This window comes from Sodalis sp. RH22 (genome assembly GCF_047324165.1).
Lineage (GTDB): Bacteria > Pseudomonadota > Gammaproteobacteria > Enterobacterales > Enterobacteriaceae > Acerihabitans.
Map to the genome: position 1 here is coordinate 2,409,727 of NZ_CP178731.1, position 24,486 is coordinate 2,434,212.

Genomic DNA, 24,486 nt, shown 5'->3' on the forward strand with positions numbered 1-24,486 from the left:
TAGCCTCACTTAACGAGTAACATAGCCTTGTTGAGGTTGGTATTGATGCGGGTCATGTTGCGGCGCACCATACCGGCCGGTGCCTGAATGGAGTAACCACCGATAGTGTGCGGACCATTAGCTGGGTTGCCGTTTTTGTCCTTCCACTCACCGTACTCGGCGACTTGGGCATAAGGCAGGCTGTTTGTCATGTAGACTGTGAAATCCTGGCCCTGTGCAAGCACGACCGTAGTCATTTTCTCGACAGTTTGCGCGCCGTCTTTATCATCCAATGCAAGCTGGCTGAATACTGGCGAATCAGCAGTGGCCTGCCAGTTAGCCCGCAGCCGCCCTGTATCGACCGGCGTATCAAGTATGACGCCTCGAAATAACGCTATGGCTGCCTGTTTGCCGACATTCTCGGTGCGAGTAATTGTTTCTCCAGCCCATTTGCCTATCGACGCAGAGAAGCCCATTAGCGCCTCACTTGCAACTGATAGCAGAGCGTCACGACAGCCGGTGTTTTGTCGCTAATATTGATGATCCGCCACTTTGTTGTACCGTCATGCAGCATGTCTCCGATAAGTGGAGCTGTTGCCGCGGTAATGGTGACTTTTTTGTCACTGGAAAGAATTGTGGTTCCGTCTACTTCGATTCGATTGAAGTCCTGCACAACACCAATGACGGGTAAGGATTGCGCCGGCTGTGTCACTGCGTCACCAGTGACCGGGTCGGTTGTTGCACTACCCGCGCGCTCCAGGGACATTGTTTTGCCGTACTTCGTCAGCAACCGAGTGGCCGTGGCCTGCATGCGGGGATAAAAAGCTGCCATATCACCCCCGCATTACGTCAAAGTTAACTGATGAGCCGCCGCCGATAAGGCCGCGAAGCATGCCCGGCAGCCAGGCAAAGTACGGAGTGGACGTGCTACTACCCTCGGCATATGAAACACTGACAACGCCTGTAACCGCCTCCTGCACAACCTCGCCACCGCCAGAATAGGATGGCATAAGGTCGATGGTCTGCGCCTCTACAGCAAGGCGGCATTGGGCCTGGATGAGCTGTCGGGGAATCCCGGTCAATACGACACCGCCGGCGTAAATTTTGCTGCGCGGCCACTGCAACGGCTGCCCAGGATCGAGCGGAAGTCCTCGCCAAGCCATACCCTCCAGGTAATCCATGGCCTGCATGAGTAATTGCTCTTTCACCTCGTTTGTGGGCGGAATAGTGTAGCCGCGTGCAACCGCAAACGCGTCAAGGTCTGCCACGCTGGCGTAGCTGTTGAAATCTGGTGAAGTCGGATCGGTATTAATCATAATGCCCTCGTCATGTCGGCCATCTTCCACGCCCTGCGCCGTTCCGTTCTCGGCTCGCCGTCTGGATGCCGTTCAACGCTAACGCCGTCGGCATGGTCAACCAGGGATTGGCAGGGATAAATAACATCTCGCCCCCAAGCACTGCCGACTGCATAATCTGCTGCCAAGTGACGCGGCCACTTTTCAATGATTCGGCTTATGTGCTGCGGCGGGATGCTGTAGCAAACACCGTGTATAAGTGTTGGCAGGGTGATGAATGGCTTCTCGGCGGCAAGCTTCTTTTTGATGATGCTCTGCCAGTGCCTTGGTCTGCCGGTGCCAAGATAAAAGCTAAGGAGGTCGTCGGAATGTTTTGCGCACCAATCGGCAGCCAGCTCCTTAAACCCGGCTACGGGGATCGCGTCGTCTTCCAATATCACGACGCGTTTAGATTGTTCGACTGCCCATTCATTGGCGCGCCGATGATTCCAGTTCGCTCCATGGTCGCCTTCATCAATTAGCAGGTGCGCGCCAAGTGTTTCAGCCAACCTTTCTGCCATTTCACGGCGGGCATGATGACCAACAACGGCAAATGCTATTTGTGTTTGAACCACGCGAACTCCCTACCGATGCCCTCGGTTTTAAACACGGAATGGACGCGAGGCCCAGTGACAATCCGATCGCCAAAGCTTTTCGCCACGATACCGAACGCGAGCATGTCGCCAATTGCTGTGCCTGCCTGTTCCGTCTTCCAGAATCGGTAGCTTTCGATGCGGTAGAAAAGCCTGATAATGTGATGCGCAAATTCCATCACGTCATCGCGCAGGCCGCCGAGCAAACCAGCGTTCAGCATGGGCTCATGCTTGTGCGCTGCGATGAATTCAGCGTAAAGGCGCTCGGGGTGGAATTTTGTTGCCCATTCGTCGGCGTATGTCTTAGGCTCCGAACCGACATAGATTTTCCCCGGTTCCATTTCATCCCAGGGCGAGTGAAGCATTTCTACGTCAGTACCATCGGTACACCAGACGAAACGGTATTCCGGGTGCTCGCGCAGATACTGGAAGATGTGCAGCCAGCGGCGAAAGTAAACGTTCATGTCCACCTTGGCGACTCTGACAAGCTCAGCGCCATCAGGCGGCGTTTCCAGTTCATCGGCAAGCACAACAGCATCGCCATTAATAGACGCTGCCCAAGCGCTAAGAAGCGCAGCACTTGCCGGTAATTTTTGTCCGCGTTGCGGGTCGGCCAGGCTGGTCAGTAGCGTGGTTATCACAATTTCACGTTGTTTCCGGTACTCGACATACCCGGAGAAGCCAGCATCACGCCGTGCGTTATGAATTGTCACGTTACGGCGGACTAACTCTTCGCGGTTGTGCTTCGGCACCGACCGTTCGACGGACTCATGTTCATCGAGCGAATGAATCAGCTTTTCAGAGCCAACGACATCGGCAAATGCCCACGTCGTCAGTCCTGAATTATTAATTCGCAAGGCGAGATCTGAATGCTCGTACATTCCGCGCCCGTATATCGGGTCGAAGCCGCCGACCTTCTCGATTGCCGACCGGTGGTAATAGAGCATCACCCCACGCTGTCCGGTGTAGGCGACGTGTTTGTTATCGCGGTACAAAACAGCCAAGTCTTTCAGCTTTTTCGGCCCAGATAAATCAAGGAATTGGTAAGCCAGGTGAGGTTCAGGAGATTCTATGTAAGGCACCTGCCAATTATCGGCGATAGGCCATGCGTCATCATCCCACAGGAATAAATGCTCGCACCCGATAGCCAGTAACGCTTCAAGGCTAGCGTTTTTGGAAGCCACAATCCCTAACGATTGCTCATGGCGAATCAGTCTTACACCATCTGGTACGACTGCGGGCGGTGATGAGCCATCGTCAACGACGACCATTACCGCGCCATCAGGGTAATGCTTTTTATGCTGCTCAATTGCACGCCTTAATACGTCAGGCCGGTTGTGGGTAGTTATGGCAATTCCGATACTTGCTTTAGCCTGCGGTGAATAAGCAACGCCATCGATCATAACCTCCATGCTTCCCTCTCATGAAAAAAGGGGCCGGAGCCCCTCTATGATTATGAGCCTGCGCCGCCAGACAAAACGGCGGCGAAAGGCACCTGCTTACGGTCGAATACCCGGTCCCAATTGCCTGCTACGGCCATCTGGGTATAGGTCGGGGACAGGTTCGGATCATCTTCGCCAATCCAAGAGAAACCAGCAGGCTGAATAATGTAGGTTTTGCGCTCCCACAGCACCTCGGCGCCACCACCGTTACCACCATCAGGCTTACGCTGAAGCTCGACAGGCGTATGCGGAGAACCCACGCCATAACCGAACGCGCCGGAGCCGAAGAACACGGAAAGGAACTGACCTGAGTTATCTTTCAGGCTGTCATCCATGAACACCGGTTTACCCAGATACGTGGTGAGAATGATATTGCCGTCTGAATCACGCAGATACTCGATCAAGTCGGCTTTAACCATCTGTTTCATCACAACCGAATGCACGCCGATTGCCGAGAACTGGTCGGCGGCATCGCCAGCGGTAAAGGCAGCATCTTGGAAAGACTCGGCCAGCGAGCCGCCGGCATCAACCACCATATCGCCGTCATCATTAGCGATATTGGATGCGATAATGCCACGCGCTGCGCCAATCAAATAACGCTGCCATTGACGAGTCCAGTAGGTGCCAAAGCGGTTACGAATCTGCGTCATCGGATCGCTGTTTGCCAGCTCAGAGGCCAGGTCGGCCACGCCATACCCCTTGTTCAGGTACAGCGTGCGGGCTTTCATGCTGCCTTGGGTTACCTTGCCAACCTCACCCAAATCATCCGGATTATCGTTGGACGCATTAGGTGCTTCGTCTGCGTCCAGATCCTGCCAGTAGCTGACAGTCGCGGTTCCCTGACCGTTTTGGGCAACTGCATCCAGCGCTGGCAGACGGGTGATAATGCCGGAGTTATATACGGCGGTTTTCTCGGGGCTATTTACCGGCGCAATGGTCTGGTAATAGTCCGAGACGAAAATATCAGTAAGACGAGTGGTAGCCATTCGGCGACTCCTTAAGTGTTTTGTGTTGCTGCGAGTCGTTTAAACTCGTCAGGATTTTCTTTGAATAACTGAAGCCTTTGGGCTTCGGTGTAATCGCTCCATTTTTTGCCGTCGCCGCTGACGAACGTCGGGCTACCGTTACCGCCGGTACCGGATGCCTTACTGCCGATAATGATTGGTGCAAAAAGCTTGTTGCTTCGGAACTCTTTCTCTAAATCTTCAAGCGTCGATGCTGAGGGTTTGCCTTCAGCGTCAAGAATCCGCGTCTTCCCGTCCTCAACAACCAGGCGGGACTTAAGATGTGGCGTGAGAACAGCCGCGCTATCGCCGGCCAGGCGAGTAGCCAGGGATTGAGCGACGTTATCGACTAGTAGAGTCCGCAGCCTGCCGTCGCGTTCTTCAATCTGCGCTAACAACTCCTTTTCGCGGGTGGAAAGCTTTTCTGCCCAGCTCTTTTCGAGCGTATCGAGATCGCCTTTCTTACGGGCCTGTTCTTCGGCGGCTTTTCGGGCCTCTTCTTCAGCCAGGCGGCGCTTTTCCTGCTCAGCTTTCTTTTCAGCGAGCAATTCGGAGTTCTTTTTTTCCAGGCCAGTTAGATCCGGCATCCCTTCAATCGCAAGTTGATATCCCTCGCCAGCTTCGGCATACATGGCCTTGGCGGAATCTTCGAGCGCATTAAATTCTTCTTTAGTCAGTTTGAACTTAAGCATCTATAACCTCGGGTTAGATGTTGCAGTCTCGGACTGCGGGCAATAAAAAAGGCCGCACAATGGCGACCTTGTAATGATGTGGTTTGGTTAAATTCCGGCGCGGTTGAATGCTTCCGGTGCTAACTGACGCATCTGCTCCAGAGTGAGTGCCTCGAAATTCTTATCCAGCTGCAAAGCGGCGAATTTTTCAGCACTCAGCCCTCCATCACGTAGTAGCGTGGCCCGAGCCTTGCCTAAAATCATATCTTGCTGTGCATCAGGTTGACGAGATAACCACTGATAATAGGTTTCGCTCGAATCGACATAGCCGCCGGCAGACGCCTGCGTTTCGCCTTCGCTCAGGATGTCGTTTAGCGCAGAATCAGCCAGCACAGGAATAATTGTACTTCGACACCGGATATGAAGCGGCGGCCGCGGGCCAGCGTTAACGTGGAATTCACGGCCATCGAGGGACCGGCAAACAGCCGTTGTCCTGCTATCCAGCGTAGCGACGAACTGGACCTTATCGACCACATCGCCGTTAGCATCGAAAAAAGCCTCGCGCGCTACCGTGGCCGTATGCTGAATGGAGGTCCTGGCTATCGCATCTGCATTCTTAACATACTGGCCTATGATCCCATCAGCGCCCTTTAGCGCTCTTGTTCCACGCAGCGCAGTAGTGAGTTGCTGTATCGTCTGCCCCTCGCGCCATGCCCGCAAAACGGCGTTATTTGCAGCGGTGAGAGTGAGTGACTCCCAATCTTTGATGAACGGATCGAGTAATAGCTCTCCGCGCCAATTACGAATAGACATCGGGCGGTTGTGGACCTGCCTGATAATCTTCTCCGTGTCAGGCACGACGAGGCCCGGCATACCGGGAATGGACGCCAGAGAATTATGCTCAAGCTGTGCGACGTCGCCGGAAAGCTGATCGCACAAGTCTAAAAGCTGCTTTGCATACTCATCCACCGGGCTATACATAGCCTTGGCGAGCTGCTTCGATATTTCATCACGCTGGCCCATCGTATTGATGACGCCATCATATTCTTGCAGCACATAGCCGGATGAGGTGCGCAATTCGTTGTATAGCGTCGTCAGCTCCGTTCCCTGGCTGGCCTTGAGTCGCTCAATCAGGGATTGGATGAGAATGGAATTATCATGGAGTAACGTTGCCACTGGTATATGTCCCCATTCCCGGCGCCGTAGCGGCCAATTCTTCCACTATGTCCTCCGGCGACTTATCAGCCGGGGCCAGGCCAACATTTTGTTGATAGCGGATGAAATCAACCAGGCGCATATTGCCGCTTTGGACCGCCGCCATTAACGCGCTTATGCCTTGCGAGTCTAATGCCGCAATTTCATATTTCTTACTCAACTCAACAATCGCTTCGCCACTGCCAGCGAATTGGATGGCAAACTGAATGGCTCGGTTTACTGCCTGCTCAACATTGCCAGCACAAAGCGACAGGATGGAATTATCCGTCTGTGCCTCATCGCCGGCCTGTGTTGCTGTCTTGGTTGAGGTGTTGCGCTCAACCAATTTAGCCCCGAGCATCGCCATCTGTTTTTCCCGGCGTTCAGCCAGGGCGATCAGAATATTTCGCTCTTCAGGCTGGGCGAATTTCATATCACCGCCTTTCGGCAGCAGCACGCCCTTTCGAGAGCCAACCTTGAACCCATCAGCCAGATATTTATCCGCCCATTGCTCATCGAGGCCAGTAAGCGCGACCATCGGCTGCCCAACGGTATGAGCCGCTTCGGCAATGTCTGCCTCGGCTTGATAATGTTTGATATTCACGTAGGCAATATCGGCCAGGGGCGGGGCATCGGGAGTATGGTCATTGTTGCTGGCACCAAGCCATGACCAGGGGAGTTCTTCCAACGCGGTTCCGTTAGCATCCGCCAGCGGTTTCAGTTCATCACCATTGATTGCCTTAACACCTTCAGCCCATTTGCGAGCATGGGCAATACCATTGACGAGGCGAAGTTCTATCCAATGCCGTTGCATGGTTAATTGAAAGCCAGCCTCATCGTTAACCGGTTCCTTGAAGTGAAGGACGACCAGCGACGTTTGCCCGTTGGTAATGCGCCAGTTGATGATCTGCTTTGCGGTGAACAGGCGCAGAACGGGGCGGCCTTTTGTCGCCTGGGTCTGTGTGCCAGTACCTGTGTAATCAGTCAGGATGCCGGCGCGGCCACGCTGCAAATTTTGGCTTAATGCGTCGCGGATAAGCTGCGATAGCGGCTGGCCTTCACCGTCTGCGTCGTCGGTGATTTCTTCAATGCCGCCCGAAAGCTCAATTTTCGGCGGCTTATTGAAAGCGATACCGAGCAAACCCGACAATGTCCGTCCGGTGGCGTTGATAAAAGCTGCTCGCTTTAGGTATGAGTCATAGCGGATACCGGCCGGGTCATCATTTGCGCTGTCGTCACTCGGATGAGGAAGATATTTTGTGCCCTGTTTTTTTATCTTCCGCTCGCCATCGACGCAATCGCCGATCATCTCCCACTCGGGCATAAACTCATTGTATGCAGGGTGACGATAATCAATGTCTAAATCTGCCATGTTATGCCCATTTGAAGTTAATAGATTTGACGGGTTTTTTCCTGCTTTTGGCTACACCGAAATAACGAAATCCATCCGAGCCATGGGATGTTTTGTCGTGGAGCGGCTTATCTTTCCAGCATCCTCGTTTGTCGTCCCATTCTTTCCGATAGCCTTCCAGATGAGATATGCCCTCTTCGCATTTGGCCTCATCAAATACGCATTTCGGTAAAATTTCGCGCACGGTCTCAATGCCTTCGTCAATGCCAATTTTCGGGACAACCTGGAAATTAATGCGATACGTTTCGCCATCAATTTCATAGCCCTCATAAGCGAGCTGCTTACGCGTCTTGCCATCGCCGGCGAATTCCCTATTTTCGATATCATGCGGTGCCCAGTGTTCCGCATATTCATAGCCGCGGTCTTTCAGCACCTTCATGTAATGGCGTAGCCCTTCCCCGCTGTTCTCGTAATAGTCGATGACGTGGAATTCTTCGCCGACTACACGCACGAACCAGATGGCCGTTGAGTCACCCACGCCGATATCCCAGAACGTATGTACCGGCAGATGGGAGTTATCCGGCAACACGCCGATCCGCTTATTGGCATAGAGCCAGCCAAACTGTTTGGCATAATAGGCGCCTTCAACGGACTGCTGGAACGCCTCGGCAGGTATGGACGGGTATTCCCGCTTCATATCGTCGCCGAGCGTTTTCTCCTTGGCGTAATACCAGGCTTTCTGGCGGTCATTCAGGATGACGCCATGCTTAGCTGCTATCTCAGCGAAATAATCGTTCAGGCGGTCGGGTAGCGCTTCAACCGGGTCAATCGCATACAGTGGATTCTTCCACCAGGAGAAGAAAAAGAATTTCCAGTCGAGTTGCGATAAATTCTTGCCCTGCAACTGCGCCTTTTCGGCAGACTGGCAATAATCGAAGAAATATCCCGCCCTGCCCTCGGCCGTGCTCTCAATCGTGGTAAAGCATTCGCTTGATACAGCTTCAAAGGCGCCGGTGACAATCTCGCGGGCCTTATCAGGAAACTTTGCGCATATCTTGCCGAACTCGGACACGTGCAGGTAACGCAGAGTGCCGCCACGAAATGACGTGCTGACGTAGAGCGAGCCGCCTTTCTTGAATACCAACTCGCCGGCCGCATCGTTGCTCGCCGGGTTGGCCGCCTTTATCTCATCGGGCAACCGGTCATAGGCGTACTTCACCTTTTCTCGAAACAGGCGCTTTGCGTCATTCAGCGTGTGAGCTATCAGCGCGCACTTAGCAGATTCGAACAGGGCCGCATCGAGCTGGATGATGCAGACCTCAGTCGTGAAACCGAGCTGGCGCGCCTTCAGGATGATGTTGCGAGTGTGGATGCCTTCGAAGTACTCGAACTGCTCCGGGGTCATGTTGAAACGAACCGGCTTACCTGATTTGTCGGTTATCCAGTAAAGGTGATTAAGTCGCCAGAGCTTATTGCTCAGCAGCTTTAATTGCGCAGGAGTCATTACGCCCCCTGGGAAAGCGAGTCCATTAGGTCAGAGAGTTGATTGATTGTTTTATTGCCGTCGCCATCATCAATGCCATATGCCTGTCGTTCAAGGCCGATGAGGGTTTTCAGCGTCTCGCTAAGTGCCTTCAATGATTTAACGCGCTCAGGAAGCGAGATGACTGCACGGTAGATGTCATTAAGCTTGTCGATGCCTTTGTCGTCAGGATTACGCAGCATGTCACCCAGGCTGCGGAGCGCCTCAATGTCGGCTGTCTCTGCTGCCAGCTCATCAAACATGCTATTAGTCAGGCTTCTGGCCCGCGTGATGTCTCCGCGATGCTCCATGCGGACGCTTGCGATAACTTCGGCGTTTGCCTCAATCAGTATCCGTTCGGTAACCGCTCTCTCCGTGGATACCAGAGTGGATACCTCGCGTTTGGATACCAGCGCATCAGCCTTGGCTTTTATCTTCGCCTTAAGGTCTCTCTCCCATCCATCACGCTTTGCACGCTTATTGATAGCGCCGTGTGTGATGCCGTGCTGCGAGGCGATTTCTCTTACTGACAGCAAGCCAGCCCGGTAAGCCGACTCGATGGCCTCCCAATCTGGTTTGGTCATAAAATATCCTAAACTGATGTGTTTATTTTAATCGGGTTTTGATCAATAGTTATTTTTTACCTTTGGATAAGCCACTATGACCGATAAAAACTTCTTTGGTATTCCTGTATTGCCCGCTGACCATTACGCTAATCTTGCAAACACGCTTAACCAGGCTTCCGCCAGCGTGTTTAAAGACCCAAACTATGCTAATGAATTTCACTCTCGCCTCCTTTGCTGGATAAACGACTTTCACCGCAACTTAGAAGATGATTACGAGGTTGGCGGCCAGTTGGCAAGTTTCGGTAGGTTTATTGAGTTTCACTTCACCGACATCGGTTACTGGAATCCTTCGCTAATTTCTTTTATTGGCGTGCTAGAAGATGGAAGCCCTGTTGAGTTAGTCCAACACGTTAGTCAAATAAATATTCTTTTGATTAAAAAGAAACGAATCCAAACAGACGAGCCTAAACGTCCAATCGGTTTCGCTTCTTGGGCTGAGTATGAAAAATTCAAGAATCAAGATGATTAGCGATTTTTGATTATGGCGTTAGCCGCCCGGAGGCGGCTTGTCGATAATATCGGGCTTAACCCTGTTTAACTTCTAATGCCTCTTGGATAGCGTCAGCCAATCCCTTTACCCAACTTGTAGTATCTGACAATGCACTTGAAACATGCGGCGCATTGCTCGCGGAGGCTTTAGCTATTTCAAGAGCGGCCTGGACAGCTATAAGTCGCTTTTCTATGTCGTCAGACTCGAGGCCGCCAGATCCGTAATAATTTTCTAACATCAGGAACTCCCATTGATAAAGAAGATCACACGTTAGCAGTTGTCCAAACTTTATGGCATGCCCTGAGTCAAGATCTCGCTATGTTGCTTTGCTCGTTTCTTAGTCATCCATCATGAAATTGTTCATCTGCCGCAATAGCCGACATAGATAGCAACTAAGAAGAAAGCGGCAATTAGCGCTTAATCCAGAGATCATACTGGCGGCCATCATTACGGATACACTCACCGATGCCTTTGTTTGATAGAGAATTAAAGTCAAAAACACAGCGGATAAATTTTCCTTCTAGCGCCCGCATGTTAATCATGCCATGACCGCGCGCTGACAGTGTAGTTGTCATCGACTGACCATAAGCAGTAGCAACACCTGATGTTGCTGTTGCCGATGTCAGTGAATAGCCACCACCGTTTTCCATATAAATGAATGAGCCGCTGTAGTTTGAATTTTCAACCAGAGCATTGACAGTACCTTCGCCACCCATGGTACTTCCTGTCTTGCCTGCATATTCAATGCCGCTGGAGCGATCAACCAATTTGAGGTCTGCGGCACAACCACTTATTAAAATGATTAAAAAAAATAGTGCAATAATTCTCATTTGATACCCGCTCCTCGCTACCCGCTGGGCCATGTTATTGGTATAAGCACAATAACACCACATGCCAACGTTTCTTTGTCTTTGCACACATTCTTATGCTGTGGCTTCCGGCAGCGTGGCGATAAGTCAATCATGCTTTATTGACACCCGCCTTCAACTCGATTATCTCAGGCATCCTTGCGAACTCGATATTGCAATACCGGACGAGGTAGCCGAGGAAGTAAGCGCCAGGTTCGTCGTTGATAAGGTCGTGTTTGCTACCCATCCAGTTGTATATGGCATTCATGGCGTGGTAACACTCGTGGCAGAGGGTATCGTTGTACTCATCAAGGTTCGCAACGACGCCGATGAGCACCAGGTTCATTCCATCGCCCCGGTAGGACGTGCACCTTCCCTTCCCTGTCGCTGGCTCAATACCTGCAACCCAGCATATCTTCTCTTCAACCTTGCTCCCAATGACATAACAGCCAACTTGCACCGGGTATGGGTATGCATTGAAGAAATGAACCCCAGCACGCCGGAGCTTATCGTATTGTCCTGCAGCCATGTGGCGTTCCTATGTCATTACTGAATCCACTCAGAGAATAGCTTTTGTGATGGCAATAAAAAACCGCCCGTAGGCGGTTGATTAATGGAGATGACTGTATAATTTTTTACGTATATCAGAGTTAAGATTCTGAAGATGTTTTTCAATTGCTATATTTGAATTATATAATTTATTAAATAATACTTCCTTTTCACCTTTCGATTTTTCAAAACTATCAAAAGCTGCATTTCCGAGCGCTAACTCTGCCTTTGCTTTATCTAAATGGCTAAGCAGTTCAGGGAAATAAATATGAAGTAGAGACTCCATTCTATCATGATCATTTTTGGGATTTTGTAGCTTGAGCGACTCCATCATCCCTTCACTTGTCAAATTACCTCTCATAACTTTCATTTGACACATTTGATAGCTGAAAATTGATTTTGACCATATAGAAATTAATACATCAAGCTGCTCACCCTTTTCCAACAAGAGTTTTTTGTTTTCTTTATCTTTTTCATAGCTAAGTTGCTTATCGAAGCGCTTATCTGACCACTTATTGGAAAAATATGTAATCATAAAAGTAAATAAAGCCCCTAAAAATGCCGTAAGTACAGGTATCAACTCTTTCATCTTTCTTTTCTCATGTTCTAAACATAAGAGATTAGATCCAAATAAAGCATCTGTTAAGTGATAAAATGAGGCAACAGAAAAGAATGCTCATGTAAGGCTAGTTTGTGTTCGGACAATTGGCATCCACTACCTTGTCATGCGCAAGTATTGCTTTCTTCGTGCGCGGGTCTAGCGCTTTAATGTCTTCCGGCGTCAGACGGATTATCCGCACCCAACTGCAGGCCGTATCAACTACCACCGTCTTTGTCTGCGGGATAGGAGTATTTTGAGAGCAACTCGTTATCAACATCAGGGTCAGACATGCGATTAACATTTTCCTGAACATTTTTAGCCTCGGTCGTTACGGTTGTCTGACGTTCTGCAATGGATTGGATGGCCTGCTTTTCCTCTTCGACCTTATCGAGTTTCGCCGCGGTCTCAGCCGAAGTCTTACCCTTGGAATGGCCCAAGCCGAACGCCCCGCCGATAATCACAATCAGCCCCATCACTACTGAGCCGATAATTGAGAAGTGCTCTACTATCCACATAATCATGGTCGTGGCTCCAGGGGTGGCGGTGCGGGCGGTGCGTTGTCCGTCGCGATTTTCTTATTGATGGAATTGGCACCAAGGGCAATACCCATGTACGCAACGAACATCCACTCGGAAAGCTGAAGGTTGTAGGCGTACCAGGTGACAATGCCTGTGGCTACCAGAAAACCTAACGTTGCATGAGTCTTGCTCATGGAGATAGAGCCGTCGCCGGAGCTGCGCAGGATATCGAGAATTGACATTACGCCACCCTATTGGCAAGCCAGCCATAGACAAAGGTTTCATTAGCGACCCGGTTTTCGGCCAGTTCGATGTATTTTGCACCCTGGAGACAGTTCAAAGAGCGCAGCATAATGACGAGGCTATTTGCCCCGCGGCCCGAAAGATATGTTTTCAGCGCGGTGATAGTGCGCGGTCCTATCTGTCCATCAGCAATCAGATCCGGATAAAGCTTGCCCTGATTGTTCATTACGTTAAGGCTGCGCTGGAGAAACTTTGCAGCCACAGATGGCCCCATGTTCACACCAGTGTCCGTTAGCTCCACAGCGATCGGCATGGAAACTTGGGAAATCTGATCGAACCGTGGGCCCGTCCAGTAATCAGCATCAAGGATGGCAACGGCCTGTAATCGAGTCAGATTGCGCATATCGCCGGCGTATCCATGCGCGCGAGCGGTTGCTTGCGTTATACCCCAATTTGTTGGGCCGCCCTTGTCGTCAGGGTTATTAACGTAGCCGCCCTCTTTGCCGATAATCTCGTTAAAAATATCGTCTTTTGTCATTTGGCATCGTCCTTCACGTCCTGCTTGACCTTTTCGGCAGTCTTCAGCGGCAGGGTGTCAACTTTGTGTTGCAGCTCGTTTAACTGATTGCCTTGGGATTTCTGCTGTGCGGCTATTTCATCAACTTTCAAATCACGGCGATCGGCACGGCGCTGATAGTCCTGGCGGATGGCATCAACCTGTGTTTTTGCATTGCTGCTGACGTATATAAAAATCAGCGTGAGCAGGCCAAACATGATGGCGATAAAAAGCATCAGCGCAGCTATCACAAGTGGGTGCTTTGAGTGAACGAGCTTTGACAGCACGCCCTCTAAATAATTAATAGGCATTAGTGTTCCTCCAGCGTGGCCATGACGCGCTTTACCTCATCCCTGAATTTGTCATTGCCTTCAGACTCGGTAATCGCCAGCAGGATGCTCAGCGCACTCTTGATAATTCGCAGATCGGTTTTCAGCGTGGAGATTTCGCGGGACTGCATTTCGTTGGTTTTTAACAGTTCAGCGTTTTCTTGCTTAAGCAGGTTGTTACTTTCACGAAGGAGAGTTACCTGTTCTTTGTAAGCGCCGAGCATATCTTTATTAGCGACGTTACTGGCAACGAGCGAGGCCAGAAAGGAAAATACCGGCTTCCAAGCTATAGCGATGCCGCCGACAGTAAACACCACCATCGCAAAGGCGGTGACGAACTCTTTATTCATGGGTCACCTGTTGCCCGGTGCGTGTGTAAAAGCAGTCCGCCAGCCCGTGATGAAGGGGAAATCCTGTGCAGACCAAAAGGGGTTCGTCTCCGCTGCCGTAGGCGCGCGCGGATGAGGGTTTGTACGTCAGATTTGGCAGGGAGACGAAATAGAAAAAGGCTCGCATTAGCGAACCTTTTGATTCAGCAGTGTGGCTATTTACATGTAAAAACTGGCGTCAGTGAAGGTGGTTCTTTAGACCGGCATGACGGGCAATAAGACTGAACGATATGCCGCCCATCATCCATATTGCGCATGCCGAAATCTTCATAACGATAAAAAATATGATAGCCCGCATCTGCTGAGCACTTAGGGCATGATTTGTATAACTTACCCACGTTTTCAGCTACCAAAGAATCACGAAGGGACTCGCCACAGCCAACACAGCCCATGATAGATATTCTCCTGACAATGATTGGAGAATGATCAATATCATTTACCTTTTTAAGCTACCTTGTCTAAAGTCGCCTTTTTCATGACTATGGTACTGACGCATTCGTTTCCCCACCGATCCCAGCCGTCTACCATCTCCCTGGCGAACAGTTCGATGCGCGGTACGTCGCCGAGCAACCGCTCCAACATCTGCCTGGCAACCGGCGGCTTTGCGCTATGCTCCATGCGTGGCGCACTGAAGTACTGGCAGATTGACGCATCCATGCGCACAGGCAGCTTACCGCGGACTGCAAACAAACAGTCCTCGCTATTGGCCCTCGTCATGTGGCCCATGCCTATGGCTGGGTTGCCCTTGTTCTTGTTCGTCTTCATCCACGTCAGACCCTTCATTGTCATCAGCCTGAATCCCCAGGCATCGACCACTTTCAGCGCTTCCATGGGCTGCGTCGGCACCCACCACATAGCCAGTAAACAAGCATCAGGATCCGCCAATTCCCAGACCGGCAGGCGGCAGATATCGGGAATAGTCATGGTAGGGTATTTGAAATCGACGCCGCGATTACCATCCTTGGCTTTGTCACGGTATTGCCAGGGAGGATCGGCGTAAATTAATTTGTAATTCACGGTTCCTCCTAAAATAGAAAAGTGCCACGTCGGAGTGCAGCTTTGAAATGTTTCCCGGTTGACTCCGGGGTTGGTTCGCTGTTCATTCATAGGCGAACAGGAAGAGCAGCGCCTTACATCGTCACTAAGGTGTGAGGTACCGTTAAATGAAAAAACCCGGCTTTCGGCCAGGGTCTTATTGTTCTTGGGAGTCAATGAATCGTAGAAATCCCATCATTAGGCTGATATTAGGCCATTATCGCCAACTTTGCAATAGTTAGTTTTCAAAGTGTTGCCATCCTTGGCAATCGTGCGTCTAACGTGTCACGGCGTTAAATATTGAATCAGCACTACTCTCTTCTGCGTGGCATTTCGTTATCAGCGCTTCATAAAGCGGTTTAAAGTTCCTGCGCCATGTCGTCTCTGGCATGTCTGGGATGAATACGCATAGGGCTTCCCATGCCTCCGACGCCGGTAGCCTCGAATATCCCCGGCCCTGGCATTTCGAGCACGTTTTCATGATCGGCATACCCACGGACTCGCTTTTCTCCTTGTCCACCACTACACCGCGACCGTGGCACCTGCAGGAGTTGCTTACCACCGCCTTACCGTTGCATGTCGGGCACAAAACGCGAACTTGTTCACGCACCTGGCGGATGTGGTCCCAATCGCTTGGGCGAGCATTCCTGGAATTGGAGGCCCATACCGGCGCTGGCCCTCTGGGTGTAGTGATTTTCGTGGTGAATACTTCAGCATCAATGAAACCGTCGGTGCAATCAGGACACGGTTTGGTACTGGCCGCGCTCCGGGCATAATCCGCATACGCATACCTTGCGAGTGTTTGCGCTACGTTTGTCATAACATCATTTTCGAGCCGGGAAATTGCCTTGTACTTGCCGACCTGACTTAGGGCATATTGAAATAGATTCCTCACGGCGCGTACTTTATCCAGATCGCTTACGTCGTTCTTACCCAAGAAAAGTGCCATACCGAAGCCAGCTTTTGACTCTGCAAAGCCAAGAGCTGCCATTATGTCGGTACCGGTCAAAGCGTCTGATGCGGTCGCCCGTGGGGAATCACTGATGGTCGTTGTCTTTGGTGAAAAGTGTTTTACTGCTGCTTCAAGTCTCATGCGGCCTCCAGTTCGGTTATCACTATCTCCAGCGCGCCACCCTTCACCCGTTCGCCGCGAATGATCCGCAGGTCGTCAATCTGACCGTCGTCGTTAATCATTCCGCCATGAACCAATGCATCCAGTGGAGCCTTAAATAGATTGTCTATATCGCGTATGCGGCGGTCGGGAACACTGGCGAGAAGTTTGACCTTAAGGCGGCTGGTTAACTTGATGTCGAGACGCTCACGAAGAATTATTGCTATTACCTCGGCGCGGTAGCGGGTGCCTTTCTCGCTGATATAGTTCCGGCCCCGGGCGTGACGCCAATATGTGTTTACGGTCGGCGGGTATGGCAGGAATATCCTGTATTTACTCATGCTTTTATCTTCCCTTCAGCTATCAAAACCGCCTGGGTGCGGATAACGCCCTCAAGGTGGGCCAGGTGGGCCGCCTCTGCATCCATCAACCGAGTGCGACGGTCAATCTCATCGTGACAGCAGTTACAGGCCCAGGCACCAAACAGGTCGTTAGGCTTCATTCCCATGCCGCACAACCCAGGCAGGCGACAATGAGCCAGCACCACCGTTTCAGCGTTGCCGTTGCATATCCCTGGCAGTCTGACTGTGCATTCCCGGCCTCGGGCTTCTTTACGCAGATTTGGCATTGCTCGCCTCCTTACATTTCACGCAAACGGAATATTCCAGAAAATACGGAAAGCTGTTATCCAACTCACTGAACCAGCGCCTGTGCTCTTCGCACCAGAACATTTCCCACGGCAGGCTAAATTCAGTCATCCAGCGTCTTACCCTGGGAATGATTTTTATCGGCGGAATAGCTGATGCGTGTACGTCGAGAAGATTTAACCTGTCCTGCAGGACGGTTTTTTGGTGTTCGAGCGTGATGCAACGTATATTGCTGATATGAAGTTCTCGCCTTAATCGATGAAGTTCTTCACCAGGGTGCCGGAGAACACTAGCCATGATTCACCCTCGCTGCTGCCTGAAGCTTGTCGAACCGGTATATCAGGCTGTTGGCGCGGTACTCAGCAACGATATCGACTCTGATGCGTGCCTTGCTTGCTTGGCCGTTATTTGCTTTTCTTGCCAGCTCTCGGGTCGGGTGATAGTGATATTCGCGATTGTTTCCGCTGAAAAATATTTCACCGTCTTCTCGCATTTCTTTCATGAGCTTGACCATATAGCACTCGTGCATATTGATTATTTTCGCCATGCCTCGCGTGGTAATTCCGTCATTTTCAGCAAGAGTTTTTGCGATGATTTTCTTAACTTCAGCCTTTGATATTTTCATGCTGCCGCCTCAGAAATAGCTGTAGAGTTGGTTGATGATGTTCTGATCTTTCGTGCCGCCGAATATCCGCTTGATAGCCGCGTTAATCAGCGCGCTGTAGCAACGCTCGAATTCTTCCTGGTCCATATTTCCGTAAGCCAGACTCTTGGCCTCAGTCCTGATGGTTCCGTCTAACCTCACGGTCTGCTCGTAATAACCGGCCAGGATGGTCAGGTCTTTGCGAAAGCGATCGAATTGCGCGGATTCATCCATAAACCGCCCGTCGGTTTTCTCGGCGCTCCAGTGAGAAAAACAGAAATTGAAAAAGGCGAATACCTTGCGGTGAAAGTCGGGGTTGCGGGTTGTTTTAACCTCGATGGTGTACTGGCCGCCGTTCTTGAAGCGGGTCAGGCGCGCCACCTCAGTTTCCAGTGCAGGGACGAAAACACCGCCTGCGGACTTAATCATCTCGATTTGCATTTATCCGCTCTCCTGGCTCGCTTCGATGTAGCCCTTGATGATGTCGTGCGCCTCCCCTGCCCGTTCTGCCAGCACGTCGCGCATGAGCTGTGCATGGTTTTCAACCGGAAGATTCTCTATCAGGTCGGCCATGCCCTCGAGCAGGTTGCGCGCCATATCAAGAGCGGATGGCGCCGGCCGGAATGGAATAACGTCACCCATTGTCGTCTCCTGTTTTGAACCCGAACTTGCGGCGGATTTCTTGAATGCGGGTTAAGCCATCTTGGCGGGATAGCGGACGCTTTGTGGCGTGGCTGGTAATCTGCTTGACCGGAGTCGGTATGGTTTCGCCAGCCTCAATCCTGCGAGCCATGAACATCAGCTCTTTCCGGGCCTCGCGGAGCAATTCTGCTTCTGACCAGTTACCGAACCGCATGCCTGTGTAGAGGCGCGTGACCATCCAATAAGCCGCGTTGTTGGGCCAGGGGTAAGCTTCTGCCGATACGTATCCGCCGCGACGAGCGCTGTATGTCTTCACCATAACGACCAATTCGTCCTCACCCGGTAGCCCTGCCGCCCGCATGCAGCCCTGCTTGCACCACGCTACAAACTGCCCCGGCGATGGCAGGAACGGTTTTTCCTGCTGACGGGCCACCACCATGCCAGCCTCGATCTGGGAAATTTGCCGTATCCCGTTTTCCTTGAAAGCCATGGTCCACTGGCGCCGCAGTTCATCCAGATCAGCTTGCGATTTGATGGTGGCTATGGCGGCCGGCATCGTGGCGCGGATCTGGCGAAACAGTTCGTTGAACAAGTCCACCGCGTCGTAGCTGCCGGGTGAGTCGGCCTCGCGCTCTTCTGGCATCATGCTTTGTAGCGCGCCGGCGTCCCGTTGTTGTATCGCCTGCTGGAGAGATTTCATAAAACCCCCGGAGGTAATTTGTCGGCCCAGTCCCGGTTATCCCAGTTCAGTTCTTGCGTTTTTGTCTTGGTAGCGATTGGCTGCTGGGCCTTCTGCGTAACGAGCGTGTCCCATTGCTTGCGCAGCTTTGCAGGACACAGGACATTGGCCGCCCAGAAGTGGTGACCGTTAGCCCATTTGAAAACTTCGCAAATTTGCTTGTGGGTTTGCTCGCGGGTTGTGCGGAGTAACCGAACCTCGTTTGCCCAGGAAGGCCAGCTTGGTTCGGGCAGGCTGGCGTTCACGATCGTGACGCGGGCATAAATCCATTTCGCCGCGGTTAAGTCGTCTGCCGTTCCCCAAAGTTTGCCAGAGGGGGTGAAACATCCGCCGACCGCTTCAGGATGCTTTGCGAGAAACTTTTCAGAGGGTCCGTTTTGACATTCGTCAGAATGTCGAGACGAAGATGGTTTTAAGGTTTTATTATTTACTTCTTGTTCATGATGTGCGGTTCTTTGTGCGGGCTTATGTGCGCCGTTATGTGCGGCACCACCCTCGGAAGCCGCGCCAGCACTGGGTTTGTTATGTGCGCTGATATGTGCGGGCTTATGTGCGCCGTTATGTGCGGGTAAATCGACTATTTTTTCGGCATATTCGGAGTAATTCAGGATGGTAATAAGCCGTCCTTTTCGGCGTTCTCCGGTGATAGAAATCATTCCTTCCTTGACGAAAAAAGCCAGCATCCTTTCCACTGTGTCGCGGCTAGTTGGGACGCCTTTTCTATCGCAAAGGGATAGTCCCAAATCGGCCGCTGTTACGACCAGTTGACCGGGTTCAAGATTCCATTGGTGACCTTTGAAATCGGCAGTAAATGGCTGTCTGGCCGCATCAAGCAAGAGGTTGTCCCACAATGTGCGGAGGAAAACATCTTTGGCCCAAGGTTTCTTTTTAACGCTGCGGTACAACGGGACGTAACCGGTTTTCTGGTTTTCCATCCTGTTGCTCCTGATTTGCCCCGGCGCGGGGCCGGGAAACTGAATTACCTCTGCTGTATTCATTGCTCACCATCCTTAGCGAGCAGTTCAAACGAAATAACCCAAAGCCAGGGATTGACTGCCCAGCTTTCCTCTCCATAAATTTCAGACCATAGTCCGCGAAACCAAGTACGGGCTTGTCGGTAATCATCAAGGTTTTTCGGCAGGGCTGTCGGGCAACCCTCCGATCTCGCGTCTTCGTCGGTAACATCCTGCAACCGCTCTACCCGAACGCCGGTGATCATCAGGTCAATGCGGCTGGCTTTGCGGGGCATATGAATGGACGGATGCCAGGCTGTTCTTTCGCCGTCGCCGTCATCATCACCGCTCCAGATAAAGCCGCCGTCAGCTCGATAAATAACATGGCCAGAGTAATAGCCATTTCCGAACGGCATTTCATGAACTGGTGTTGCTGGCCGATGGGGAGTCCAGGGAATCCGAAAGCCGTCATCGTTGAATGCGTGACTGACAACGCCCCACGTCTCGCGCACCCAAAGCCGATCGCCGAGCTGGCCGAGGGGGGAATTGCGAAAGCGGCCTGCCTTCAATTCTCCGGCCAATTCGTTGCCGGCTAACTCGCACCCCCAATATTTATCCCGGAAAGGGAATCTCACAGCGCGCCGCGTCTGAGTTTTCCTGCCGTCCAAAATAGCTCTCACCATTTCGGTGTTGAACAATATTGGCCGCTCTTTGTTTATTGTTCGTTCAGTGTCTTGCATGTTATAATCCTTGTGTTGTGTACCGAGATTTAAAGGGCCCTATCAGTTGCTGCTGATGGGGCTTTTTCTTTTGGCTCGCGCAGAAATTCCAGCATCGATAGCAACGCCTTCGCGGCCTCCCTTGCTTCCTCTCCCTGAATGATTACTGTCGGTTCGCATCCGTCCGTTTCCACCGAACCAGCTGGTAGTCCCAGTTCGCATAAAAACGCACATGCGACTTGGATGATGTCGGACTTGTTCCTGCTCAGGTATGTCTCATGCCTCCCGATGCGTTGGGCGATGCGCCGGTTAGTTAGTTTCCCAACCTGCCGTAACCAGAAGCTTTCGAGTTCTTCTGGCCGGCATTTAAGCGCGATCGGTTTGTTAGTGTTTGCGATGTCCATTTGTGATAATTCCTTGGTGTTAAAGCTTTAATTGTTAAAGAGCATGGCGACCGAGGCCGCCGGTTATGCAGCAGTGACGCGAGCAGGCGCAAAGACAAGGCTTTCTTTTGTCACTGGAGCGTATTTATTAAATTTCGTGGTGGCCGTTTCAATTTCATACGCTTTGCTCGGGGATGCCCGGCGGAAACCGTATGCGATTTGATCGAGGTAACCGACCGAAGTATTCGCCAAGGTAGCAAGAGACTCCCATTCCATCGGAGTAGCCTCCTTGCGCCAGCGAAGCAGCTCGTTACTCATAAATCGCTCCTGTTGTTAACGTTCAACTGTGAGTTTAGCGTTATGCTAAATATTTAGCAATAGTGATTTAGCGTTTTGAGTATTTACCATTTTGCTAAACGCTGGGATGATTTAGGGATGGAAAATAAAGATATTCGACGGCTCAATCTTCTCTGGTTGATGGACAAGTACCAGCGTGAAGAGGGATTGAACAAGGCACAATTTGCCGAACGATGCGGTACATCTGCATCGACATTAAGTCAGATCACGGGCGAAAATTCCGTGCGTAATCTTGGCGATAATCTGGCGAGAAAAATAGAAGAAGCGCTCAAGTTAAACGCCGGATGGCTTGACTCTCTGCATGCTGACAATGCTGTCGAGCGTAGTAACGTTTCCTACGTTGGCCCGCATGTTCACGGCAATAAGTACCCGCTTATCAGTTTGGTGAGTGCTGGCGCATGGTCAGAAGCAAATGAGCCCTATGCGCTTAAAGATATTGATGAATGGTATGAGTCGGACGCAAAAATCCAGGGCGAGGCATTCTGGCTGCGTGTAGAGGGTGACTCGATGACGGCGCCAACTGGCTTGAGCATTCCTGAAAACACTCTTGTTCTTTTCGACACCGGCCGTGACGCGGTTAATGGCAGCCTGGTGATAGCCAAGCTGACCGACGTCAACGAAGCGACTTTCAAAAAGCTTATCATTGATGGTGGGCAGCGATTCCTGCGTGGGCTAAACCCGGCGTGGCCACTGATGCCGATTAATGGCAACTGTAAGATAATCGGCGTAGCCATCGAAACTAAGATGCGGCTGATCTAGATAGCCGGCGCGGGTGGGGTGAAAGGCTTAGACTATCCTCGCGGTAAGCTTATCTTCACTAACTTCTTACGGACCACCAAATACAGCCAATCCAACATAGATTTGATATAGCCACAACGAGGGAAATAGTAGCGAGTACGTCTGCACTATTCATAAGGATTATCCTATGCAATACCCTGAGGTAGTTTCAACAATTGCACTAATAGTATCAGTTATTGCAATTCCTGCAACATACCTTATTGGCGTGTCTGTTGGTAAAAAGAACGATAAAAGAAAGGAATTCAATGCATTAGCCGAGCCAGTATTAGCTTTCTTCGAGCGAAGAATTCGGGAACATGGCGCCGGAACTTTTTATAATCAATATCAAGTCCCCTTTGAGGTCATAAATTCCTTAAGGAGAAGATTAACAAAGCGTGAGTCATTGAGGTTTAACAAAGCCTTTGGCGCTTATATTGCAATAATGAATAGGTTTACGGCTCATCATACAAACGAAAATCCTGGGCCAGATGAAGATGAAACAAAATCGTTATGCAAAGAAGCAGAGCGCCTGTCACGAGAGATCTGCTCCATTCTTAAATTAAGATAATCAAGCCCCCCCAACTCCATAGCCTGCCCCAGCTCAGGCTTTTTTGTGCCTGAATTACCTAAATTAGCATTTGTGAGGTGTGCCAGGCAGCGATGCAGCAGCCTGCTAATCTTCTACTAGGCAGATGTAAACCTGCCGTTACCCTACCCTGATTCCCGCTACGGCGGGTTTTTTTGTGCCTGAAATCCGCTAATCCCCCCCTGGCCTGTCGGCCCAATCAATTCAAAAAACTTAATTCTCTTATTTATCAAAACAGTAAAGTTTATGCGCTAATAATTTAGCATTTTGCTATTGCATGTAATTTAGCATTACGCTAAATTCTATCCATCGGCAGCGAACACCGCCGGGCAGGACGCCAATCAGTACGACAGGAAGTGCTCTTTAACAATTCGACAGCCGCGCACCGGGTAACAAATCGCATCCCTGGCAAATTGAAATAGCGGCCAATCCTAAGAGATCTGGATTGAGCCAACCAAGACAGGAGAGGAGCAATGCGAAATGTGGACCGGTGCATGGGTCAGCGGCATATGTCGACCCCATCAACCATAGGAGATAAGCCAATGCAGCAGTAAAGCGGATAGACCGCAATTGCCGGCCTGCATCGAAGCTGATGTAAGGGGCCAGTTCCTATAGCGACGTACCCGAGGAAAGGTGGCCAATGAGCACGGGTGAGTTTGGAGTGGCGCCCCATTAACGCAATCAATCAGCCTACATATGAAAGCGGATTTACCCTGCCGCAGCCAATTTGGGGCGGCAGGCATAGAACTATTTTTAAACCTGAACTTCACCTAATTCCACTATTTTTCAAACCATCTTGAAGCATCTGAACTGATATTTTTGCGCTCATTTCTTCATATTCTTGCCTTGAATACTTATGACCACATCCGTCACATATAGCACTATTCCATCCATCAAGATCCGATAAGTCGCCCAATACATCTTTTGAGCCGCATTCGGGGCACTGCAAAACATACTCTTTCATAATTGTCTCCTATTCACTAAAATGATTGTTTTTCAATCACATAACAAGCATCACCCTTGGAGAATGGTAATGGCTTCAACTTTAACTGAAACGATTTGTCCGAAATGCGGTGAAGCGCACGAAATGGAATTATTGGCACAGGAAGCTTATCACAATAATCAACAGATCGACGTAATTGTTATTTGCAGTGGCTGCAAAACGCGCTTCAACGCCTTTTTAAATATCGATGAAATGGCGGAAATAGAATAGCCCACTCATACACTGCGCCAACTGACAAGGCGCAGCAATAAGCGGACCGCCGCGATTTAAACGGGTGTACGGCTGGAGGGTGAATTATGTGAACTGTAACGCTGGCGAGCGAATACGCACACCATTTACCACGCTCAAATGAGGTTAACCATGACAATCGCAGGTTACACAGCCATTCGAATTTCATTATATACGTGCATCGTTCTGGTTATATCTATGGTTATCGCCACATTCGTATTTATCGTTTAACGCTGGCGCATTGTGCCAAAAGGAATGTTTATCATGATTAGTATCTGGTGGTTAATTCCAGCAGTGTTATTTAGCAGTAGCATCGGCATGTTAGCGGCCGCGCTGTGTATGTCCGCTGGCGCTATTAGCCGTGAGATTGAGAAAGAAAACGTTGAGGTAAAACATATTCACACCATCGTTTAGTAATTCCCCC

Annotated in this window: 39 protein-coding genes; 5 read left to right on the plus strand and 34 right to left on the minus strand. The window is 50.8% G+C overall.

Annotated features, from left to right (window positions below; translation table 11 throughout):
* Positions 1-5: 5 nt before the first annotated feature.
* From ACL2XN_RS10970 to ACL2XN_RS11020, 11 genes are all read right to left on the minus strand, one after another.
* Positions 6-455: a hypothetical protein gene (locus tag ACL2XN_RS10970; RefSeq protein ID WP_413730797.1), complete on the minus strand. Its 450-nt coding sequence runs from the start codon at positions 453-455 to the stop codon at positions 6-8.
* On the minus strand, positions 455-811 hold the full coding sequence (locus ACL2XN_RS10975; RefSeq protein WP_413730798.1) for a hypothetical protein: 357 nt from the start codon (positions 809-811) through the stop codon (positions 455-457). The genes ACL2XN_RS10970 and ACL2XN_RS10975 overlap by 1 nt, the downstream gene beginning before the upstream one ends.
* Position 812: 1 nt before the next feature.
* Complete coding sequence (locus ACL2XN_RS10980; RefSeq protein ID WP_413730799.1) at positions 813-1,295, minus strand: DnaT-like ssDNA-binding protein; 483 nt, start codon at positions 1,293-1,295, stop codon at positions 813-815.
* Positions 1,292-1,888 (minus strand): hypothetical protein, encoded by a 597-nt coding sequence (locus ACL2XN_RS10985; RefSeq protein WP_413730801.1) that lies wholly within the window; start codon positions 1,886-1,888, stop codon positions 1,292-1,294. Before ACL2XN_RS10985 ends, ACL2XN_RS10980 begins: the two co-directional genes overlap by 4 nt.
* Positions 1,870-3,318, minus strand: a complete 1,449-nt coding sequence (locus ACL2XN_RS10990; protein ID WP_413730802.1) for a glycosyltransferase family 2 protein — start codon at positions 3,316-3,318, stop codon at positions 1,870-1,872. Before ACL2XN_RS10990 ends, ACL2XN_RS10985 begins: the two co-directional genes overlap by 19 nt.
* Before the next feature lie 41 nt (positions 3,319-3,359).
* Positions 3,360-4,334: a phage coat protein gene (locus ACL2XN_RS10995; protein ID WP_413730803.1), complete on the minus strand. Its 975-nt coding sequence runs from the start codon at positions 4,332-4,334 to the stop codon at positions 3,360-3,362.
* Between the two features lie 11 nt (positions 4,335-4,345).
* Positions 4,346-5,044, minus strand: coding sequence for a hypothetical protein (locus ACL2XN_RS11000; RefSeq protein ID WP_413730804.1), 699 nt, complete (start codon positions 5,042-5,044; stop codon positions 4,346-4,348).
* 87 nt (positions 5,045-5,131) lie between these two features.
* Positions 5,132-6,199: a minor capsid protein gene (locus ACL2XN_RS11005; RefSeq protein ID WP_413730805.1), complete on the minus strand. Its 1,068-nt coding sequence runs from the start codon at positions 6,197-6,199 to the stop codon at positions 5,132-5,134.
* Positions 6,180-7,589, minus strand: a complete 1,410-nt coding sequence (locus ACL2XN_RS11010; RefSeq protein ID WP_413730806.1) for a DUF4055 domain-containing protein — start codon at positions 7,587-7,589, stop codon at positions 6,180-6,182. Before ACL2XN_RS11010 ends, ACL2XN_RS11005 begins: the two co-directional genes overlap by 20 nt.
* Before the next feature lies 1 nt (position 7,590).
* Positions 7,591-9,072 carry a terminase gene (locus tag ACL2XN_RS11015; RefSeq protein ID WP_413730807.1) on the minus strand — a complete coding sequence of 494 codons (1,482 nt, stop codon included), beginning with the start codon at positions 9,070-9,072 and terminating at the stop codon, positions 7,591-7,593.
* Positions 9,072-9,674, minus strand: coding sequence for a hypothetical protein (locus ACL2XN_RS11020; RefSeq protein WP_413730808.1), 603 nt, complete (start codon positions 9,672-9,674; stop codon positions 9,072-9,074). Before ACL2XN_RS11020 ends, ACL2XN_RS11015 begins: the two co-directional genes overlap by 1 nt.
* A 76-nt stretch (positions 9,675-9,750) precedes the next feature.
* Between ACL2XN_RS11020 and ACL2XN_RS11025 the strand changes: the two genes are divergently transcribed.
* The gene (locus ACL2XN_RS11025; RefSeq protein ID WP_413730809.1) at positions 9,751-10,185 is read left to right on the plus strand and encodes a DUF6173 family protein; all 435 of its coding nucleotides are present in this window, start codon (positions 9,751-9,753) and stop codon (positions 10,183-10,185) included.
* Positions 10,186-10,240: 55 nt separating this feature from the next.
* On the opposite strand, the gene ACL2XN_RS11030 is transcribed toward ACL2XN_RS11025, so the two are convergent.
* The 22 genes from ACL2XN_RS11030 to ACL2XN_RS11135 all read right to left on the minus strand — a co-directional run bounded on the left by ACL2XN_RS11030 (position 10,241) and on the right by ACL2XN_RS11135 (position 21,429).
* Positions 10,241-10,444, minus strand: a complete 204-nt coding sequence (locus tag ACL2XN_RS11030; RefSeq protein ID WP_413730810.1) for a hypothetical protein — start codon at positions 10,442-10,444, stop codon at positions 10,241-10,243.
* 172 nt (positions 10,445-10,616) lie between these two features.
* On the minus strand, positions 10,617-11,036 hold the full coding sequence (locus ACL2XN_RS11035; RefSeq protein WP_413730811.1) for a hypothetical protein: 420 nt from the start codon (positions 11,034-11,036) through the stop codon (positions 10,617-10,619).
* A 130-nt stretch (positions 11,037-11,166) separates the two neighbouring features.
* Positions 11,167-11,583 (minus strand): hypothetical protein, encoded by a 417-nt coding sequence (locus tag ACL2XN_RS11040; RefSeq protein WP_413730812.1) that lies wholly within the window; start codon positions 11,581-11,583, stop codon positions 11,167-11,169.
* 81 nt (positions 11,584-11,664) lie between these two features.
* Complete coding sequence (locus ACL2XN_RS11045; RefSeq protein WP_413730814.1) at positions 11,665-12,192, minus strand: hypothetical protein; 528 nt, start codon at positions 12,190-12,192, stop codon at positions 11,665-11,667.
* A gap of 227 nt (positions 12,193-12,419) precedes the next feature.
* Complete coding sequence (locus tag ACL2XN_RS11050; RefSeq protein WP_413730815.1) at positions 12,420-12,725, minus strand: hypothetical protein; 306 nt, start codon at positions 12,723-12,725, stop codon at positions 12,420-12,422.
* Positions 12,722-12,964 (minus strand): hypothetical protein, encoded by a 243-nt coding sequence (locus ACL2XN_RS11055; protein WP_413730816.1) that lies wholly within the window; start codon positions 12,962-12,964, stop codon positions 12,722-12,724. Before ACL2XN_RS11055 ends, ACL2XN_RS11050 begins: the two co-directional genes overlap by 4 nt.
* Positions 12,964-13,503 carry a glycoside hydrolase family 108 protein gene (locus ACL2XN_RS11060; protein WP_413730817.1) on the minus strand — a complete coding sequence of 180 codons (540 nt, stop codon included), beginning with the start codon at positions 13,501-13,503 and terminating at the stop codon, positions 12,964-12,966. Before ACL2XN_RS11060 ends, ACL2XN_RS11055 begins: the two co-directional genes overlap by 1 nt.
* Complete coding sequence (locus ACL2XN_RS11065; RefSeq protein WP_413730818.1) at positions 13,500-13,832, minus strand: hypothetical protein; 333 nt, start codon at positions 13,830-13,832, stop codon at positions 13,500-13,502. The genes ACL2XN_RS11060 and ACL2XN_RS11065 overlap by 4 nt, the downstream gene beginning before the upstream one ends.
* Entirely contained in the window at positions 13,832-14,200 is a 369-nt protein-coding gene (locus tag ACL2XN_RS11070) for a hypothetical protein (RefSeq protein WP_413730819.1), read from the minus strand. The genes ACL2XN_RS11065 and ACL2XN_RS11070 overlap by 1 nt, the downstream gene beginning before the upstream one ends.
* Positions 14,201-14,683: 483 nt before the next feature.
* Positions 14,684-15,256, minus strand: coding sequence for an MT-A70 family methyltransferase (locus tag ACL2XN_RS11075; RefSeq protein ID WP_413730820.1), 573 nt, complete (start codon positions 15,254-15,256; stop codon positions 14,684-14,686).
* Positions 15,257-15,551: 295 nt separating this feature from the next.
* Positions 15,552-16,367, minus strand: coding sequence for an antitermination protein (locus ACL2XN_RS11080; RefSeq protein ID WP_413730821.1), 816 nt, complete (start codon positions 16,365-16,367; stop codon positions 15,552-15,554).
* Positions 16,364-16,726, minus strand: a complete 363-nt coding sequence (locus ACL2XN_RS11085) for a RusA family crossover junction endodeoxyribonuclease (protein ID WP_413730822.1) — start codon at positions 16,724-16,726, stop codon at positions 16,364-16,366. Before ACL2XN_RS11085 ends, ACL2XN_RS11080 begins: the two co-directional genes overlap by 4 nt.
* Positions 16,723-17,013, minus strand: a complete 291-nt coding sequence (locus ACL2XN_RS11090; protein ID WP_413730823.1) for a DUF1364 domain-containing protein — start codon at positions 17,011-17,013, stop codon at positions 16,723-16,725. Before ACL2XN_RS11090 ends, ACL2XN_RS11085 begins: the two co-directional genes overlap by 4 nt.
* Entirely contained in the window at positions 16,997-17,329 is a 333-nt protein-coding gene (locus ACL2XN_RS11095) for a hypothetical protein (RefSeq protein WP_413730824.1), read from the minus strand. Before ACL2XN_RS11095 ends, ACL2XN_RS11090 begins: the two co-directional genes overlap by 17 nt.
* On the minus strand, positions 17,322-17,657 hold the full coding sequence (locus ACL2XN_RS11100) for a hypothetical protein (RefSeq protein ID WP_413730825.1): 336 nt from the start codon (positions 17,655-17,657) through the stop codon (positions 17,322-17,324). The genes ACL2XN_RS11095 and ACL2XN_RS11100 overlap by 8 nt, the downstream gene beginning before the upstream one ends.
* A 9-nt stretch (positions 17,658-17,666) precedes the next feature.
* Entirely contained in the window at positions 17,667-18,116 is a 450-nt protein-coding gene (locus ACL2XN_RS11105; protein ID WP_413730826.1) for a DUF1367 family protein, read from the minus strand.
* Positions 18,117-18,317: a hypothetical protein gene (locus tag ACL2XN_RS11110; RefSeq protein WP_413730827.1), complete on the minus strand. Its 201-nt coding sequence runs from the start codon at positions 18,315-18,317 to the stop codon at positions 18,117-18,119.
* Positions 18,310-19,017 (minus strand): replication protein P, encoded by a 708-nt coding sequence (locus ACL2XN_RS11115; protein WP_413730828.1) that lies wholly within the window; start codon positions 19,015-19,017, stop codon positions 18,310-18,312. Before ACL2XN_RS11115 ends, ACL2XN_RS11110 begins: the two co-directional genes overlap by 8 nt.
* Positions 19,014-19,991, minus strand: a complete 978-nt coding sequence (locus ACL2XN_RS11120; protein ID WP_413730970.1) for a replication protein — start codon at positions 19,989-19,991, stop codon at positions 19,014-19,016. The genes ACL2XN_RS11115 and ACL2XN_RS11120 overlap by 4 nt, the downstream gene beginning before the upstream one ends.
* 59 nt (positions 19,992-20,050) lie before the next feature.
* Entirely contained in the window at positions 20,051-20,749 is a 699-nt protein-coding gene (locus ACL2XN_RS11125; RefSeq protein WP_413730829.1) for a hypothetical protein, read from the minus strand.
* Positions 20,750-20,778: 29 nt separating this feature from the next.
* Entirely contained in the window at positions 20,779-21,132 is a 354-nt protein-coding gene (locus ACL2XN_RS11130; protein WP_413730830.1) for a hypothetical protein, read from the minus strand.
* Between the two features lie 63 nt (positions 21,133-21,195).
* Positions 21,196-21,429, minus strand: coding sequence for a transcriptional regulator (locus ACL2XN_RS11135; protein WP_413730831.1), 234 nt, complete (start codon positions 21,427-21,429; stop codon positions 21,196-21,198).
* Between the two features lie 117 nt (positions 21,430-21,546).
* On the opposite strand from ACL2XN_RS11135, the gene ACL2XN_RS11140 reads away from it, so the two are divergent.
* Both ACL2XN_RS11140 and ACL2XN_RS11145 read left to right on the plus strand, forming a co-directional pair.
* Complete coding sequence (locus tag ACL2XN_RS11140) at positions 21,547-22,227, plus strand: LexA family protein (RefSeq protein WP_413730832.1); 681 nt, start codon at positions 21,547-21,549, stop codon at positions 22,225-22,227.
* A gap of 166 nt (positions 22,228-22,393) precedes the next feature.
* A complete protein-coding gene (locus tag ACL2XN_RS11145; RefSeq protein WP_413730833.1) occupies positions 22,394-22,813 on the plus strand; it encodes a hypothetical protein in 420 nt (139 codons plus the stop codon).
* A gap of 784 nt (positions 22,814-23,597) precedes the next feature.
* On the opposite strand, the gene ACL2XN_RS11150 is transcribed toward ACL2XN_RS11145, so the two are convergent.
* Positions 23,598-23,795, minus strand: a complete 198-nt coding sequence (locus tag ACL2XN_RS11150) for a hypothetical protein (protein WP_413730834.1) — start codon at positions 23,793-23,795, stop codon at positions 23,598-23,600.
* A 69-nt stretch (positions 23,796-23,864) separates the two neighbouring features.
* Between ACL2XN_RS11150 and ACL2XN_RS11155 the strand changes: the two genes are divergently transcribed.
* Both ACL2XN_RS11155 and ACL2XN_RS11160 read left to right on the plus strand, forming a co-directional pair.
* A complete protein-coding gene (locus ACL2XN_RS11155; protein ID WP_413730835.1) occupies positions 23,865-24,044 on the plus strand; it encodes a hypothetical protein in 180 nt (59 codons plus the stop codon).
* 282 nt (positions 24,045-24,326) lie between these two features.
* Positions 24,327-24,476: a hypothetical protein gene (locus tag ACL2XN_RS11160; RefSeq protein ID WP_413730836.1), complete on the plus strand. Its 150-nt coding sequence runs from the start codon at positions 24,327-24,329 to the stop codon at positions 24,474-24,476.
* Positions 24,477-24,486 lie beyond the last annotated feature (10 nt).

What these genes read in the sequence shown, in the direction of transcription:
- ACL2XN_RS10970 (WP_413730797.1), bottom strand. Translation starts at nt 455, where the DNA reads ATGGGCTTCTCTGCGTCGATAGGCAAATGGGCTGGAGAAACAATTACT.
- ACL2XN_RS10975 (WP_413730798.1), bottom strand. Translation starts at nt 811, where the DNA reads ATGGCAGCTTTTTATCCCCGCATGCAGGCCACGGCCACTCGGTTGCTG.
- ACL2XN_RS10980 (WP_413730799.1), bottom strand. Translation starts at nt 1,295, where the DNA reads ATGATTAATACCGATCCGACTTCACCAGATTTCAACAGCTACGCCAGC.
- ACL2XN_RS10990 (WP_413730802.1), bottom strand. Translation starts at nt 3,318, where the DNA reads ATGGAGGTTATGATCGATGGCGTTGCTTATTCACCGCAGGCTAAAGCA.
- ACL2XN_RS10995 (WP_413730803.1), bottom strand. Translation starts at nt 4,334, where the DNA reads ATGGCTACCACTCGTCTTACTGATATTTTCGTCTCGGACTATTACCAG.
- ACL2XN_RS11000 (WP_413730804.1), bottom strand. Translation starts at nt 5,044, where the DNA reads ATGCTTAAGTTCAAACTGACTAAAGAAGAATTTAATGCGCTCGAAGAT.
- ACL2XN_RS11010 (WP_413730806.1), bottom strand. Translation starts at nt 7,589, where the DNA reads ATGGCAGATTTAGACATTGATTATCGTCACCCTGCATACAATGAGTTT.
- ACL2XN_RS11015 (WP_413730807.1), bottom strand. Translation starts at nt 9,072, where the DNA reads ATGACTCCTGCGCAATTAAAGCTGCTGAGCAATAAGCTCTGGCGACTT.
- ACL2XN_RS11020 (WP_413730808.1), bottom strand. Translation starts at nt 9,674, where the DNA reads ATGACCAAACCAGATTGGGAGGCCATCGAGTCGGCTTACCGGGCTGGC.
- ACL2XN_RS11025 (WP_413730809.1), top strand. Translation starts at nt 9,751, where the DNA reads ATGACCGATAAAAACTTCTTTGGTATTCCTGTATTGCCCGCTGACCAT.
- ACL2XN_RS11030 (WP_413730810.1), bottom strand. Translation starts at nt 10,444, where the DNA reads ATGTTAGAAAATTATTACGGATCTGGCGGCCTCGAGTCTGACGACATA.
- ACL2XN_RS11035 (WP_413730811.1), bottom strand. Translation starts at nt 11,036, where the DNA reads ATGAGAATTATTGCACTATTTTTTTTAATCATTTTAATAAGTGGTTGT.
- ACL2XN_RS11040 (WP_413730812.1), bottom strand. Translation starts at nt 11,583, where the DNA reads ATGGCTGCAGGACAATACGATAAGCTCCGGCGTGCTGGGGTTCATTTC.
- ACL2XN_RS11045 (WP_413730814.1), bottom strand. Translation starts at nt 12,192, where the DNA reads ATGAAAGAGTTGATACCTGTACTTACGGCATTTTTAGGGGCTTTATTT.
- ACL2XN_RS11050 (WP_413730815.1), bottom strand. Translation starts at nt 12,725, where the DNA reads ATGATTATGTGGATAGTAGAGCACTTCTCAATTATCGGCTCAGTAGTG.
- ACL2XN_RS11055 (WP_413730816.1), bottom strand. Translation starts at nt 12,964, where the DNA reads ATGTCAATTCTCGATATCCTGCGCAGCTCCGGCGACGGCTCTATCTCC.
- ACL2XN_RS11060 (WP_413730817.1), bottom strand. Translation starts at nt 13,503, where the DNA reads ATGACAAAAGACGATATTTTTAACGAGATTATCGGCAAAGAGGGCGGC.
- ACL2XN_RS11065 (WP_413730818.1), bottom strand. Translation starts at nt 13,832, where the DNA reads ATGCCTATTAATTATTTAGAGGGCGTGCTGTCAAAGCTCGTTCACTCA.
- ACL2XN_RS11070 (WP_413730819.1), bottom strand. Translation starts at nt 14,200, where the DNA reads ATGAATAAAGAGTTCGTCACCGCCTTTGCGATGGTGGTGTTTACTGTC.
- ACL2XN_RS11080 (WP_413730821.1), bottom strand. Translation starts at nt 16,367, where the DNA reads ATGAGACTTGAAGCAGCAGTAAAACACTTTTCACCAAAGACAACGACC.
- ACL2XN_RS11085 (WP_413730822.1), bottom strand. Translation starts at nt 16,726, where the DNA reads ATGAGTAAATACAGGATATTCCTGCCATACCCGCCGACCGTAAACACA.
- ACL2XN_RS11090 (WP_413730823.1), bottom strand. Translation starts at nt 17,013, where the DNA reads ATGCCAAATCTGCGTAAAGAAGCCCGAGGCCGGGAATGCACAGTCAGA.
- ACL2XN_RS11095 (WP_413730824.1), bottom strand. Translation starts at nt 17,329, where the DNA reads ATGGCTAGTGTTCTCCGGCACCCTGGTGAAGAACTTCATCGATTAAGG.
- ACL2XN_RS11100 (WP_413730825.1), bottom strand. Translation starts at nt 17,657, where the DNA reads ATGAAAATATCAAAGGCTGAAGTTAAGAAAATCATCGCAAAAACTCTT.
- ACL2XN_RS11105 (WP_413730826.1), bottom strand. Translation starts at nt 18,116, where the DNA reads ATGCAAATCGAGATGATTAAGTCCGCAGGCGGTGTTTTCGTCCCTGCA.
- ACL2XN_RS11110 (WP_413730827.1), bottom strand. Translation starts at nt 18,317, where the DNA reads ATGGGTGACGTTATTCCATTCCGGCCGGCGCCATCCGCTCTTGATATG.
- ACL2XN_RS11115 (WP_413730828.1), bottom strand. Translation starts at nt 19,017, where the DNA reads ATGAAATCTCTCCAGCAGGCGATACAACAACGGGACGCCGGCGCGCTA.
- ACL2XN_RS11120 (WP_413730970.1), bottom strand. Translation starts at nt 19,991, where the DNA reads ATGGAAAACCAGAAAACCGGTTACGTCCCGTTGTACCGCAGCGTTAAA.
- ACL2XN_RS11125 (WP_413730829.1), bottom strand. Translation starts at nt 20,749, where the DNA reads ATGCAAGACACTGAACGAACAATAAACAAAGAGCGGCCAATATTGTTC.
- ACL2XN_RS11130 (WP_413730830.1), bottom strand. Translation starts at nt 21,132, where the DNA reads ATGGACATCGCAAACACTAACAAACCGATCGCGCTTAAATGCCGGCCA.
- ACL2XN_RS11135 (WP_413730831.1), bottom strand. Translation starts at nt 21,429, where the DNA reads ATGAGTAACGAGCTGCTTCGCTGGCGCAAGGAGGCTACTCCGATGGAA.
- ACL2XN_RS11140 (WP_413730832.1), top strand. Translation starts at nt 21,547, where the DNA reads ATGGAAAATAAAGATATTCGACGGCTCAATCTTCTCTGGTTGATGGAC.
- ACL2XN_RS11145 (WP_413730833.1), top strand. Translation starts at nt 22,394, where the DNA reads ATGCAATACCCTGAGGTAGTTTCAACAATTGCACTAATAGTATCAGTT.
- ACL2XN_RS11150 (WP_413730834.1), bottom strand. Translation starts at nt 23,795, where the DNA reads ATGAAAGAGTATGTTTTGCAGTGCCCCGAATGCGGCTCAAAAGATGTA.
- ACL2XN_RS11155 (WP_413730835.1), top strand. Translation starts at nt 23,865, where the DNA reads ATGGCTTCAACTTTAACTGAAACGATTTGTCCGAAATGCGGTGAAGCG.
- ACL2XN_RS11160 (WP_413730836.1), top strand. Translation starts at nt 24,327, where the DNA reads ATGATTAGTATCTGGTGGTTAATTCCAGCAGTGTTATTTAGCAGTAGC.